Origin of the sequence: Gordonia sp. SID5947 (assembly GCF_009862785.1) — a bacterium.
In the GTDB taxonomy this organism is placed as follows: domain Bacteria; phylum Actinomycetota; class Actinomycetes; order Mycobacteriales; family Mycobacteriaceae; genus Gordonia.
In genome coordinates, this window is sequence record NZ_WWHU01000001.1 from 1,479,258 (window position 1) to 1,492,780 (window position 13,523).

11 protein-coding genes and 1 pseudogene are annotated in these 13,523 nt (G+C 67.4%); 7 read left to right on the top strand and 5 right to left on the bottom strand.

Annotated elements, in window-relative coordinates:
• The first annotated feature begins 5 nt into the window (after positions 1-5).
• The 4 genes and pseudogenes from GTV32_RS06865 to glgB all read left to right on the top strand — a co-directional run bounded on the left by GTV32_RS06865 (position 6) and on the right by glgB (position 7,029).
• The gene (locus GTV32_RS06865; protein WP_161059494.1) at positions 6-605 is read left to right on the top strand and encodes an isochorismatase family protein; all 600 of its coding nucleotides are present in this window, start codon (positions 6-8) and stop codon (positions 603-605) included.
• Positions 606-657: 52 nt separating this feature from the next.
• A complete protein-coding gene (locus tag GTV32_RS06870; protein ID WP_161059495.1) occupies positions 658-2,736 on the top strand; it encodes an ATP-dependent DNA helicase in 2,079 nt (692 codons plus the stop codon).
• A 75-nt stretch (positions 2,737-2,811) separates the two neighbouring features.
• Positions 2,812-4,812, top strand: coding sequence for a maltotransferase domain-containing protein (locus GTV32_RS06875; RefSeq protein ID WP_161059496.1), 2,001 nt, complete (start codon positions 2,812-2,814; stop codon positions 4,810-4,812).
• A gap of 7 nt (positions 4,813-4,819) precedes the next feature.
• Positions 4,820-7,029 (top strand): annotated as a pseudogene (glgB, locus tag GTV32_RS06880) (1,4-alpha-glucan branching protein GlgB).
• A 126-nt stretch (positions 7,030-7,155) separates the two neighbouring features.
• On the opposite strand, the gene GTV32_RS06885 reads toward glgB, so the two are convergent.
• From GTV32_RS06885 to GTV32_RS06905, 5 genes are all read right to left on the bottom strand, one after another.
• Positions 7,156-7,899, bottom strand: coding sequence for a tetratricopeptide repeat protein (locus GTV32_RS06885; RefSeq protein WP_343287232.1), 744 nt, complete (start codon positions 7,897-7,899; stop codon positions 7,156-7,158).
• Positions 7,900-8,166: 267 nt separating this feature from the next.
• The gene (locus GTV32_RS06890) at positions 8,167-9,396 is read right to left on the bottom strand and encodes an MFS transporter (protein WP_343287233.1); all 1,230 of its coding nucleotides are present in this window, start codon (positions 9,394-9,396) and stop codon (positions 8,167-8,169) included.
• A gap of 17 nt (positions 9,397-9,413) precedes the next feature.
• On the bottom strand, positions 9,414-9,719 hold the full coding sequence (locus GTV32_RS06895) for a thiamine-binding protein (RefSeq protein WP_161059498.1): 306 nt from the start codon (positions 9,717-9,719) through the stop codon (positions 9,414-9,416).
• A gap of 13 nt (positions 9,720-9,732) precedes the next feature.
• Positions 9,733-10,089: a DUF3817 domain-containing protein gene (locus GTV32_RS06900; protein ID WP_161059499.1), complete on the bottom strand. Its 357-nt coding sequence runs from the start codon at positions 10,087-10,089 to the stop codon at positions 9,733-9,735.
• A gap of 60 nt (positions 10,090-10,149) precedes the next feature.
• Positions 10,150-11,382 carry an acetyl-CoA C-acetyltransferase gene (locus GTV32_RS06905; RefSeq protein WP_161059500.1) on the bottom strand — a complete coding sequence of 411 codons (1,233 nt, stop codon included), beginning with the start codon at positions 11,380-11,382 and terminating at the stop codon, positions 10,150-10,152.
• 82 nt (positions 11,383-11,464) lie between these two features.
• Here GTV32_RS06905 and mce point away from each other — a divergent pair, with 82 nt between their 5' ends.
• The 3 genes from mce to GTV32_RS06920 are packed head-to-tail and all read left to right on the top strand — an operon-like array spanning position 11,465 to position 13,510.
• Positions 11,465-11,959, top strand: coding sequence for a methylmalonyl-CoA epimerase (gene mce, locus GTV32_RS06910; protein ID WP_161059501.1), 495 nt, complete (start codon positions 11,465-11,467; stop codon positions 11,957-11,959).
• Positions 11,960-11,987: 28 nt separating this feature from the next.
• Positions 11,988-13,043, top strand: a complete 1,056-nt coding sequence (locus GTV32_RS06915; RefSeq protein ID WP_237421491.1) for a hypothetical protein — start codon at positions 11,988-11,990, stop codon at positions 13,041-13,043.
• A 53-nt stretch (positions 13,044-13,096) separates the two neighbouring features.
• A complete protein-coding gene (locus GTV32_RS06920; RefSeq protein ID WP_161059502.1) occupies positions 13,097-13,510 on the top strand; it encodes a nitroreductase/quinone reductase family protein in 414 nt (137 codons plus the stop codon).
• Positions 13,511-13,523 lie beyond the last annotated feature (13 nt).

Below are 13,523 nucleotides of genomic sequence, written 5' to 3' on the forward strand. Positions count from 1 at the left end.
ACGCGATGTCCGATCAGGAACCCAAGGACCATGCGCTGATCGTGGTCGACGTGCAGAACGACTTCTGCGAGGGCGGCGCACTCGGTGTCAACGGCGGTGCCGCGGTCGCGGCCGCTCTGGAGACACTCGTCCCCGAGTACCGCACTGTCGTGGCGACCCGCGACTACCACATCGATCCCGGCGCACACTTCTCCGACGAACCCGATTTTGTCGACTCCTGGCCCCCACACTGCCGGGTCGGCACCGACGGCGTCTGGTTCCACCCGGCCTTCGACGCATCAGTCGCTCAGGAGGTCTTCTCCAAGGGGCACTACAGCGCCGCCTACTCCGGCTTCGAGGGGTCCGCCGACGACGGCACCACCCTGGCGGATTGGCTGCGTGACCACGGGATCACACACGTCGACATCGTCGGGATCGCCACCGATCACTGCGTGCGGGCCACCGCACTCGACGCTGTGCGAGAGGGATTCGAGACACGCGTCCTGCTGAACTTCACCGCTGCGGTCGCCAGCGTCACATCGACGCGGGCGCTCTCCGAAATGCGTGCGGCAGGAGTCGATCTCACGGGTGATCTGCTCTACGACGGTTCTGCACACATCGAATGACACCGCCCGACATGCCACCACGCACCGGGCCGGACGCAACGGCGCCGATCGGATGAGCCAGACCCCCTCGGTGACCGCCCTGCTCGACACCGCGGTCACCGCTCTGGGCGGCAGTCGCCGTGACGGCCAGGTTCGGATGGCGTCAGCGGTCGCGCACGCCATCGACACCGGTGAACATCTCGCCGTCCAGGCCGGCACCGGCACCGGAAAGTCGCTCGCCTACCTCGTCCCGGCGATCCGCCACGCGGTCGAGTCCGGTCGGACGGTGGTGGTCTCGACGGCGACGATCGCGCTACAACGTCAGCTCATCGAGCGGGACCTGCCGCGGCTGGCACCGGCGCTCGCCGGGTCGCTGCACCGGGAGCCGACCTTCGCGATCCTCAAGGGTCGTGGAAATTATCTGTGCCTCAACAAGATCCATAGTGGCACTGCCGAAGAGCCGGCCACCGAACTGTTCGACGCCTTCGAACTGTCGCGCACCGGCAGAGAGGTGACCCGCCTACGGGAATGGACGTCGGATACCGAGACCGGCGACCGCGACGACCTCTCCCCCGGCGTCTCCGACCGCTCGTGGCGCCAGGTGAGTGTCACGGCGCGAGAATGTCTCGGCGCCGCCAACTGCAGCTACGCGGACGACTGTTTCGCCGAACGATCGCGGCGGGCGGCCGGACAGGTCGATGTCGTCGTCACCAACCACGCCCTCCTCGCGATCGACGCGATGAGCCCGGCGAGCATCCTGCCCGAACACGACGTGGTGGTGATCGACGAGGCACACGAGCTGGTGGACCGCATCACCTCCGTCTCCACCGCCGAGATCTCCGGTGCCGGAATCACCCTGGTCGCGAGGCGATGCGGCAAACTGATCGACGATGAGACCACCGATGCGCTGCTCGGCGCCGGCGAGAACCTCGAAGGTCTGCTGGCCGAGACACCGGCCCGCGAGTGGCTCCGGTTGCCCTCCGGCATGGCCGAGGCGCTCGCGATGCTGCGTGATCGCCTGTGGCAGGCGCGCACTGCGATCGGGCCGGTCCGGATGCCCGGCGCGAGCGATGATTCGGCCGCCGCGCGCTCGGCCGCGCTCACATCGCTCGAGGACACCCACGACACCGTGGTGCGCCTCCTCGGCGCCTTCGACTCCCCTGACGAGTCGAAACGACGTGATGTCGTGTGGGTGGCGCACGACAAGGTCGGACAGGACACCCGAGCGGTGCTGCGCATCGCGCCACTGTCGGTCGGCGGCCTGCTCCGGGCCTCCCTGTTCGCCAAGGCGACGGTGATCCTCACGTCGGCCACGCTGACGGTGGGCGGAAACTTCGACGCACTCGCCGCCACATGGGGTCTACCGGCGGCGGGCCGCCGTGACACCGATGGTGTCGATCCGTCGGCCGAGGTGCCGACCGGCGACATCGACGCCATGGCGATCGGCAAGACCGCGCCCTCCGACGACGCGCCCCCGCGCTGGACCGGTCTCGACGCAGGCTCACCGTTCGACTATCAGAAGGCGGCGATCCTCTACGTCGCGCGCCACCTACCGCGACCGGGCCGCGATGCGATCGCCGAGGCGACACTCGACGAGCTGGCCGGTCTCGTCGCCGCGGCGGACGGACGCACCCTCGGGCTCTTCTCCTCGATGCGCGCGGCGCGGGAGGCCGCGGAAGCCATCCGGGGACGCACCCATCACCCGGTGCTCTGTCAGGGCGAGGACACCACATCCGCCCTGGTCCGCAAATTCGCCGACGACCCGGAGACCTGCCTGTTCGGAACCCTCTCGTTGTGGCAGGGTGTGGACGTGCCCGGGCCGTCGTGCAGCCTGGTGGTGATCGACCGCGTCCCGTTTCCCCGTCCGGACGATCCGCTCCTCACCGCACGTCAACGCGCGGTGGAGGCGCGTGGCGGGAACGGATTCCTCACGGTCGCGGCCAATCACGCCGCGCTGCTCCTCGCCCAGGGTGCGGGCCGCCTGCTCCGTTCCACCGACGACCGCGGTGTCGTCGCCGTTCTGGACTCCCGTCTGGCGACGGCCGGATACGGTGGGTATCTGCTTGCGTCGTTGCCGCCGTTCTGGCGTACGACCGACGGTGATCTGGTGCGTTCTGCGTTGGGCAGACTGGCCGCGATCCCCTACGGTTGAGAACGGCAGCGATGCCGGCGTCGCCGCACCCGAGCGTGCGCCAGAGATCGCGGGTCTGACGAGAGGAGGCCGCTGGTGATCGGGCGGATGGGGATCGACGATATCCAACCCCTGGTGTCGGCCGGACAGCAGCCGGCGAAAGCCGTTGTCGGTGAGCTCATCCCGGTCAGCGCGACCGCATGGCGCGAAGGACACGACGCCCTCGGCGTCACGTTGCGGGTGGACGGTCCGGAGCGGACCGGCCTCGACATCCGGATGCACCCGGCGGGCGAACCGGACGTGTTCAACGCCGCATTCGTCCCCGACGCCGTCGGGTACTGGGTGTTCCGGATCGAGGCCTGGAGTGACCCGTACTCCACATGGCGGTCGGCCATCGTCAAGAAGATTGACGCGGGCCAGGGCGCCGCCGATCTCGCCAATGACCTCGAGATCGGTGCACAACTCCTGACCAGGGCACACGAGGTGGTACCGGTCGAGGCTCACGACACCCTCGACGACGCCATCCGACTGCTCCGCGCACGGCGGCGACGTATCGAGAATCGGGTGATGCTCGCGATCTCCGACGAGGTCGCCGAACTGCTCACCGAGCACCCCATCCGGGAACTGGTCACCAAATCGCGGTCCTACCGCGTGTGGGTCGATCGTCGTCGGGCGCTCTTCGGCTCGTGGTACGAATTCTTCCCGCGCTCCACAGGTGGATGGGACAACGAGGGGAACCCGGTCCACGGCACCTTCCTGAGCGCCGTCGACGACCTCCCGCGCATCGCCGGTATGGGCTTCGACGTCGTGTATCTCCCGCCTATCCACCCGATCGGCAAGGTCAATCGCAAGGGCCGCAACAACACGCTGGTGGCCGGTCCGGACGACGTCGGCTCACCGTGGGCGATCGGCTCCGAGGAGGGCGGGCACGACACGGTCAATCCCGCACTCGGCACGGAGGACGATTTCGCCTACTTCGTGGCGCGGGCCCGCGAACTCGACCTCGAGGTCGCCATCGATCTGGCCCTGCAATGTGCGCCCGACCATCCGTGGGCCACCGAGCACCCGGAGTGGTTCACCACCCAGCCGGACGGCACGATCGCCTACGCGGAGAATCCTCCGAAGAAGTACCAGGACATCTACCCGCTGAACTTCGACAACGATCGCAACGGACTCTATCGCGCCGTTCTCAAGATGACTCTGAAGTGGGTCGGACTGGGCGTCAAGATATTTCGCGTCGACAATCCGCACACCAAGCCACCGAACTTCTGGGAGTGGCTGATCAACGAGGTCAAGAAGCGTGACCCCGACGTCCTGTTCCTGGCCGAGGCGTTCACGCGTCCGGCTCGGCTGTACGGCCTTGCTCGCATCGGTTTCACCCAGTCCTATACCTACTTCACCTGGAAGACGGCGAAATGGGAACTCGAGGAGTTCGGCCGCGAGATCGCCGCCCACGCCGACGAGGCCCGCCCGAACCTGTTCGTCAACACTCCCGACATCTTGCACGCGAGCCTCCAGCACGGCGGCCCCGGGATGTTCGCCCTCAGGGCGGCGCTGGCCGCCACCCTGGCGCCGACGTGGGGTGTGTACAGCGGCTACGAGCTCTACGAGCACATCACCGTGGCCGACGGCAGCGAGGAGTACCTCCACTCGGAGAAATACGAGTTGCGGCCCCGCGATTACAAGGCGGCGGCCAGCAACGGTGAATCACTCGAACCGTGGATCAGCACACTCAACGAGATCCGTCGTCGTCACCCGGCGCTACAGCAGTTGCGCAACATCACCTTTCACCATCTCGACAATCCCGCGCTGATCGCCTATTCCAAGTTCGACCCGGTGTCCGGCGACCGCGTGATCGTCGTCATCAATCTCAATCCGTTCGGCACCGAGACATCCACGCTCTGGCTGGATCTCCCCGCTCTCGGCTACGACTGGCAGGACCGTTTCACCGTCCGCGACGAGGTGTCCGGTCACGAATTCCACTGGGGACAGGCCAATTACATCCAGCTCGAGCCGTGGCGTTCCGTGGCACACATCCTGGCACTACCGCCGCTCGCGCCGTCCACCGCCCGACGACTCGCCTACCGGATGCAGTGAGGTTGCCGTGACCGAGACGACCAAGAGCCCTGAACCCTATGCCTCCGACCACGATCTACGCCGCCTGTTCAGTCTGACCCATCCCGACCCGCACTCCTTTCTCGGCGCACACGAGACCGACGACGGCTGGACGATCCTGCGTACCCTGCGGCCCGATGCCTCCGCCGTCGTCGCGGTGATCGGCGAGGTCGATCATCCGATGCGACGCCAGAGTGACGACCTCTGGGTCGTCGCGGTACCGATCACGGGTCTGATCGACTACCGCTACCGGGTTTCCTATCCGGGCGGTGATGACCATCTGGTGGCCGACGGATACCGATTCCTGCCCAGCCTCGGCGATGTCGACGTCCACCTGTTCTCCGAGGGGAGGCACGAATCACTGTGGGAGGTACTCGGCGCCCGCGTGGTCTCGTACACAACCCCGACGGTGCGGTCCGCGGGACCGCGTTCTCGGTGTGGGCTCCCAATGCGCATGGCGTTGCGGTCATCGGTGATTTCGACAACTGGACCGCGCGGCAGACGCCGATGCGACAGATCGGCAGCAGCGGCATCTGGGAGGTGTTCGTCCCCGGCATCTCGGACGGAGAACGCTACAAGTTCCGGGTCCACGGTGCCGACGGCGTGATCCGCGACAAGGCCGACCCGATGGCCCGACGTACCCATACGGCCCCGTCGACGGTGTCGGTGGTCAGCGAGTCCACGTACTCGTGGACCGACGACGACTGGATCACACGGCGCGCCGAGGGATCTCGCGTCGACGAGCCGATGAGTGTCTACGAGGTGCACATCGCATCGTGGCGAATCGATCTCTCCTACCGGGAACTCGCCATCGAACTCGGCGACTATCTCGTCGAAAAAGGTTTCACCCACGTCGAATTCCTGCCGGTCGCCGAACACCCGTTCGGTGGTTCGTGGGGGTATCAGGTCACCTCCTACTACGCACCGACAGCGCGCTTCGGTTCGCCCGACGACTTCCGGTATCTCGTCGACCACCTCCATTCGCTGGGCATCGGCGTGATCGTCGATTGGGTACCTGCCCACTTCCCGAAGGACGACTGGGCCCTGGCCCGCTTCGACGGCACCGCTCTCTACGAGCACGCCGATCCGATGCGGGGCGAACAATTGGACTGGGGCACGCTGGTTTTCGATTTCGGTCGACGCGAGGTTCGCAACTTCCTGGTCGCGAACGCCCTCTACTGGTTCGCGGAGTTCCACATCGACGGACTTCGCGTCGATGCGGTGGCGTCGATGCTGTACCTGGACTACTCGCGTCCGGCCGGACAATGGCGCCCGAATGTCTACGGCGGCCGCGAGAACCTGGAGGCCGTGCAATTCCTCCAGGAGACCAACGCGACCGTGCACAAACACTTTCCCGGCGTGGTCACCATCGCCGAGGAGTCCACCGCATGGCCCGGGGTGACCCAGATGACCACGCTCGGCGGTCTCGGCTTCACGTTCAAATGGAACATGGGCTGGATGCACGACACGCTCGGATACCTGTCCCGCGACCAGATCCACCGCAGCTTCCATCATCACGAGATCACCTTCTCGTTGATGTACGCCTGGAGCGAGAACTTCGTGCTGCCGATCTCGCACGACGAGGTCGTCCACGGGAAGGGCACCCTGTGGAGCCGGATGCCCGGCGACTCGTTCACCAAGGCGTGCGGGGTCCGTGTGTTGTTGGCCTACATGTGGTCGCATCCCGGCAAGCAACTGCTCTTCATGGGGCAGGAGTTCGGACAGACCGGTGAGTGGGCCGACAACCGGAGCCTCGACTGGCACCAGCTCCAGGGCTGGGAAGGCGAATTGCACTCCGGCATATCGACTTTGGTGTCCGATCTCAACCGCGTCTACCGAGCGAGCCCGGCGCTCTACAGCCAGGACGCCACGCCGGACGGGTACTCGTGGATCGATGCGAACGACACCGCCAACAACGTCATCAGTTTTCTGCGCCACGGCGCAGACGGCTCGGTGATGGCCTGCCTGTTCAACTTCTCCGGGTCGGACCGGGAGAGCTACCGCGTCGGCCTTCCGCGTGCGGGGACATGGGCCGAGGTGCTCAACACCGACTCCACCGCCTATAGCGGCGCAGGCAAGGGCAATCTCGGGCAGGTCGTCGCCGACGGACCAGGGTGGCACGGCCGCGAGAGCTCGGCGACAGTGATGCTCCCGGCCAACTCCGCGGTCTTCTTGGTACCTGCCGCGTCGTCGAGCTGACGCCGACCGGGCGCAGGTTCGCGCCGAACGGGTACAGCTCCGGCCGACTGTGCTCAGCGGCGGGCGTGCCCACGATCGGCGAATCCCTGTGCCCGATCGGAGAATTCCTGCGCCCGTTCGGCGACGTCAGAAGAGCGCGCTGGCGAGCTTGCGGCGCGCGGCCACCACGAACGGCTCCGCGGGATCGAACAGCTCGAACAATTCGAGCAGCCGTGTGCGCGCGCGTGTGCGCTCGTCGCCTGACGTCACCCTGATGACCCCGACGATACGATCGAAGGCGTCCTCGGGCCGTTGTGCCAACAGCAGGACATCCGCGGCGGCCAGTTGGGCATCGACGTCGGCCGGTGCCGCCGTGTCGACGATCGACGGATCGTGAGCCTGGGCGCGGAGCACGAATTCGAGATTCCGCGCCGCGGATGCCGCCTCGAGGTTGCCGGGCTCGGCTTCGGCGATCGCCCGATAGTCGGCGAGCGCAGACTCGAAATCCCCGGCGTTGAGCTTGTCCTCGGCCGCCACCATGCGTGGGTCGTCGGGTTCGGGCTCGGCCTCGCCGGCCGGAGCTCCCGGCAGGGCGTCGCCGAGCTGGTCGAAGATCTCGCCGACCCACTGCGAGATCTCCGCCTCGGATCGCACACCGTTGAATGCGGCCACCGGTTGGCCCTGGGCGATCGCCACGACCATCGGTATCGACTGGACCCGGAACGCCTGGGCGATGCGCGGGTTGGCATCGACGTCGATCTTGGCGAGAACCCAGGCACCCTGCGCACGCGCCGCCAGTGACTCGAGAACCGGCGAGAGCTGCTTGCAGGGGCCACACCACTCAGCCCAGAGGTCGACGAGGACCAACTGTTGCTGGGACCGACCGAGCACCTCGGTCTCGAACGTCGCCTCGGTGACGTCGATGACCGCTCCGCCGGAGCCGTCAGGTGTGCCGCCGGCGGGCGCGCCTTCCGGCGCGGCCTGCGCTGGGCCCGACGTGCTGGGGCGGGCGAGGGTGTACCCGATTGCTGCCGCTGCGCGTCGGCGCGTTCCTTGAGGGCCGACAGGTCGACCGCACCCGACATCGCTACCGCGGCAGCCTGTTGCCGTGCGGCCGCGGCGGCCGCCTGCTGCCGATTAGTTGGTCTGCTCACCCCTCTAGTGTGTCATGCCCCGCGACGGTCGATCGCTGCTGTGGCCGGTCGGCGCACGCACCACCCCGGCTGCTGCCGCCGCGAACGCGAGCGCCACGATGGCGACGACCAATCCGACGGAGAGAGTGCTGCGATCGCTGATGAACCCGACGACGGCCGGTCCCGCGAGCATGCCCAGATAGCCGCATCCGACCACCATGGAGATCGCGCGGCCACTCGACGCCGCCGTCAGGTTCCCGGCCGCGGTGAAGATCTGCGGTATCAGTCCGGCCAGGCCGACGCCGAAGACGGTCCACCCGAGAATCGCCCAGCCTGCCGACGGTGCGAGCACCGCGAGCAGCATGCCGGCCATCCCGATGAGGGCGCCCCAACGGATCACCGCGATCGGCCCGACCGACGCCGCGACCGCATCGACACCGAATCGGGACACCGTCATGGCGGCGCTGAACGCACCGAAAGCGATCGCGCCGATGGACTCCGGGGTACCGAATGTCTCGACGACGTGCAGCGCGCTCCAATCGTATGCGGTGCCCTCAGCCAGCATCAGAGCGAAAGCCACCGCGGCCAGCAACACCAGCCGGCGCAGGTCGACGCCGGTCCACCAGCGCCGCGTCCCCGCCACCTCGGCCGACGCCACGTCCGGCACCGGGTCGTGGACTGCACGCGGCAACAGACCGGGCGCGGCGACCGCCGCGACCAGGAGACCGACGAGTCCGGCGACGGCAACGGTGGTGAGGACGCCCACATCCAGCCAAAGCGTCACCGCCACCACGCCGGACCCGATCAGACTCCCGACCGAGAAGAATCCGTGAAACGACGACATGATCGGACGGCCGTACGCGCGTTCCACCTGGACTGCCTGGGCATTCATCGAGACGTCGAGCGCCCCGTTGGCGAATCCGAAGCCGGCCATGGCCGCGGCCAGTGTTGCGCCGTTGACCGCGCTCACCGGGGCGAGGATCGCGAGCGAGAGGACGAGGGCCGCGACGACGGTGCTCGGACGCGAGCCCCACCGATCGATGATCGGTCCGCAGATCTGCATGCCGACAAACGCCGACGCCCCGAGGAGCAGGAGGAGACCGCCGAGTTGGTCATGTGAGACGCCGGTTCGTTCGGTGATCACCGGGATATGGGCCACCCACATCGCGGCGAGAAATCCGTTCAGCGCGAATACGACGATGACCGACCCGCGCGCCCGTCGTTCAGCGCTCCCGACCACGACGTCGCGTTGCACCCCCCGACGAGGCTCGGTCACGCGAGATGGCGGTCGACCCGCTCGACCTTTCCGGTCAGCTCGTCGGTGTGCCCAGGCCGGATATCGGCTTTCAGAACCAGGCCGACCCGCGGCGCGTGCGCGGCGACGGCGTCGGTGGCACGTTTGACCACCGCCATGACCTCGTCCCAGTCGCCCTCGACGTAGGTGAACATCGCAGTCGTCTGGTGCGGCAGACCCGACTCACGAACGACTCGCACCGCTGCCGCGACGGCTGCGCTCATGCCGCCGTCATCGCCGACCGCATCGCCGCCCGACGGCGTCAGACTGAAGGCGACGATCATGCCGGGTCCGGACTCACGCGGCCAGCTGATCGGCGACCGGCTCGGAGAGCTCGGCGAGGTGGCCGTTGCGCTGTGCCCACCACTCGAACACGAGCGTGCCGAACGGCGGAATGCTCGACACCAGGGCGAGTGCGGTCACCCCGAGACTCCAGCGCAACTGGACTGCCGTGATCAGCGAGACGATGACGAAGAGAACGAAGACGATGCCGTGCACCATGCCCGGGACCGCAACCGCTTCGGTGTGCCCGAGCACCCACTTGAAGAACATCGCGACGAGCAGCGCCAACCAGGTTATCGCCTCGAGGACCGCGACGAGACGGAAGCGCTTGGCCGGGGTGCTGAGATCGAAGAATTGCGACATGGTCTCCATTGTGCCGAATCGGACAAGATTCTACGACCAGGTGTAGTAGAAGTCTCGTCGGGCGGACGGTCAGCTCTTCGGAACCCGCACGATCAGTGCGTCGCCCTGGCCGCCCGCACCGCACAGCGCAGCCACGCCGACCCCGCCACCGCGACGCTGTAGTTCCAGCGCGAGGTGCAGGGTGATCCGCGCGCCCGACGTCCCGATCGGGTGCCCGACCGCGATGGCGCCGCCGTTGACGTTGACGATCGACGGATCGATTCCCAACTGCGCGGTCGAGGCGAGCCCGACTGCGGCAAAGGCCTCGTTGATCTCGACCAGGTCGAGGTCGGCGGGCACGATCCCGGCGCGCGCACACGCCTTCTCGATGGCGTTGGCGGGCTGTGCCTGCAGCGACGAATCCGGACCCGCGACCACGCCGTGCGGACCGATCTCGGCGAGCCAGGTGACGCCGAGCTCGGTCGCCTTGGCCTTGCTCATGACGATCACTGCCGCCGCGCCGTCGGAGATCTGCGACGAGTTCCCCGCGGTGATGGTGCCGTCCTTGCGGAACGCAGGGCGCAGACCGGCCAGTGAATCGGCCGTCGTGTCCGCGCGCACGCCCTCATCCTCGGCAAAGGAGATCGGATCGCCCTTGCGCTGCGGAATGCTCACGGGCACCACCTCGTCGGTGAACACCCCGTTCTTCCACGCGATCGCGGCGCGCTGGTGGCTCTGCGCAGCGAACTCGTCCTGCGCGGCGCGCGAGAAACCGCGGGTCACGTCGGACGCCGCATCGGCCGCCACGTCGTTGCCCTCCTCGGTCAGCGCCCCCATCGGCTGATCGGTGAAGGCATCCCACAGGCCGTCGAAAGCCATGTGGTCGACCAGCTCGGTGTTGCCGTACTTGAAGCCACCACGGCTTCCCGGCAGCAGGTGCGGGGCCTGCGTCATGGATTCCTGGCCTCCGGCGACCACCACGTCGAACTCACCGGCGCGGATCATCTGGTCGGCCATCGCGATCGCATCGATACCGGAGAGGCACATCTTGTTGATCGTCAGGGTCGGGACGTCCCAGCCGATACCTGCCTTGATCGCGGCCTGACGCGCCGGCATCTGACCGGCGCCCGCGGTCAGCACCTGCCCCATGATCACGTAATCGACCTCAGAGGCCGGCACACCCGACTTCTGCAGGGCACCCTCGATCGCGATCGCGCCCAGGTCCACGCCGCTGAAGTCCTTCAACGACCCCATCAGGCGGCCGAACGGCGTCCGCGCTCCCGCGACGATGACCGTCGACGACTGTTCGGTGTTCGTGGACATGGGACCTCCAGGATCTCCGGTGAACGCGGGCAGACCGAGCGCCCGCTCTGTGCGCTTGTACGTCCAACGCTACCGTTGTTGCATGACCACCTCTGCAACAGACCCCGCCACCGTCTCGGCCACCGAGCTCATCTCGGACCTCGTCGTCGCGATCGATCACGTCGGCATCGCGGTTCCCGACCTCGACGCCGCGAAGGAGTGGTACCTGACACACCTCGGATTCGAGACCCTCCACCAGGAGACGAACACCGACCAGGGCGTGATCGAGGCGATGGTCGGTCCGCGCAGCGCAGGCGAGTCCGGCGGCGCCGTGATCCAGTTGCTCGCTCCCCTCACCGACGAGTCCACGATCGCGAAGTTCCTCGACCGGAACGGGCCGGGGCTGCAGCAGTTGGCTGTGCGGGTCACCGACGTCGAGGCTGTGAGCGCCCGCCTGACCGACGCCGGAATCCGTGTCCTCTATCCCGAGCCGCGTCGTGGCACCGCCGACTCGCGGATCAACTTCGTGCACCCCAAGGACGCTGGTGGCGTGCTCCTGGAACTGGTCGAGCCTGCGACCGATTCCACAGGTCACTGACATTTCCCACTGAGATAGACTGTGCCGCATGTCAGCTCCCGCACCGCGGCAACTCCCGTTCGCGATCGTCATGCGCGGCTTCGACCGCGAGCAGGTCGCCGAACACCTGCAGCGCATGGACGCCGAATTACGCGTTCTCTCGGCGGACCGCGATGCGGCCACCGCCAACGCGCACGAACTCGCCGCGCACCTGGAAGAGGCGCGGGACGAGATCGAGGAGCTGCGACGCGAGGTCGACAAACTCTCGGTGCCGCCGACCACCGCACAGGGTATGAGCGAGCGGCTCGGCCGGATGCTCCAGCTCGCCTCCGACGAGGCGTCGGAGATCCGCGCCGATGCCGCTGCGGAGGCGGCAGAGACCACTTCGATCGCTCGGCAGGAAGCCGCCGCCCTGCGCGACGACGCGGCGGCCGACGCAGACCGCATCCGCGAGGATGCGGAGAACAAAGCGCAGAAACTGATCGACGAGGCCGACGAGCGTGCGCGCCAGGCACGAGAGAAGGCCGACGCTCTGACCGCGCAGTCCGTCGAGGAAGCCGAGGAAGCGAGTGCGCAGATCGCCGAGCGCGCCGCGGCGATGGAGGCCGAGCACAAGGAGACGATGAGCGCGGCGCGCGACGAGGCTCGTCGGATCGTCACCAAGGCCAAGGGCGAGGCCGCGGAGCTCGAACTCCAGAGCACCCGTGCACGCCAGGCCGAGCGCGAGCGGCACGACGCCGAACTGGCCGCCCAGCGCGACCGCGCGCGCCAGGAGGCGCAGCGGATGAAGGACACCGCCCAAGAGATCGCAACAGAGCGCCTGGCCCGGTCGCGGGAACTCGCGAACAAGGCCGATCTGGCACGCAAACAGGTCGTCGAGCAGCTCGACCGGGTGCGCGAGCAGTTGGCCAAGGTGCCCGAGCAACTGGCCGAACGACACAAGGATCTCGCCGAGCTCACCGATTCCGACGATCTCGAACTGCTCAACCGCGCGCTCTCGAGCCAGTCGCAGATCAAGCGCCCCGGGGCCCCCAACGGCGGGACCAACGGTTCTTCCGCGACGCAGTCATCCAGCGTGTCGGGCGGCCAGACGGCCAACAAGTAGCCGCATTGCCACAAATACCGGCAGATCGCTGCTGAGCTGACTACGATCTCGCCATGAAAAGGCGAGCATTCGTACTGGTGAACCGTGCCACCAACGCAGTGGTCGGACGGATCCGTCCACGACGCTTCCGTGGGGCCGACCTGTTGATGCTGACCACGACCGGCCGCAAGAGCGGGGCGCAACGCACCACTCCCCTGATCTACATGCCCGACGACGATCGTTGGATAGTCGTCGCCTCCAATGGCGGCGGCGACTGGGAGCCGGGCTGGTGGCTGAACCTCAAGGCCGGCAGCGCGGCGGAGATCGCGATCGGAGACGTGGTGACGCCGGTTCGGGGCACCGAGATCACCGGCGCCGAACGAGAGCAGATGTGGCGGACCCTCAACGAGAAGGTCTTCGACTTCCAGGGTTATCAGGACAAGGTCAGTCGCAGGATCGCGGTGGTCGCGTTGACGCCGTCGGCCTGACGGCCCGCACGAG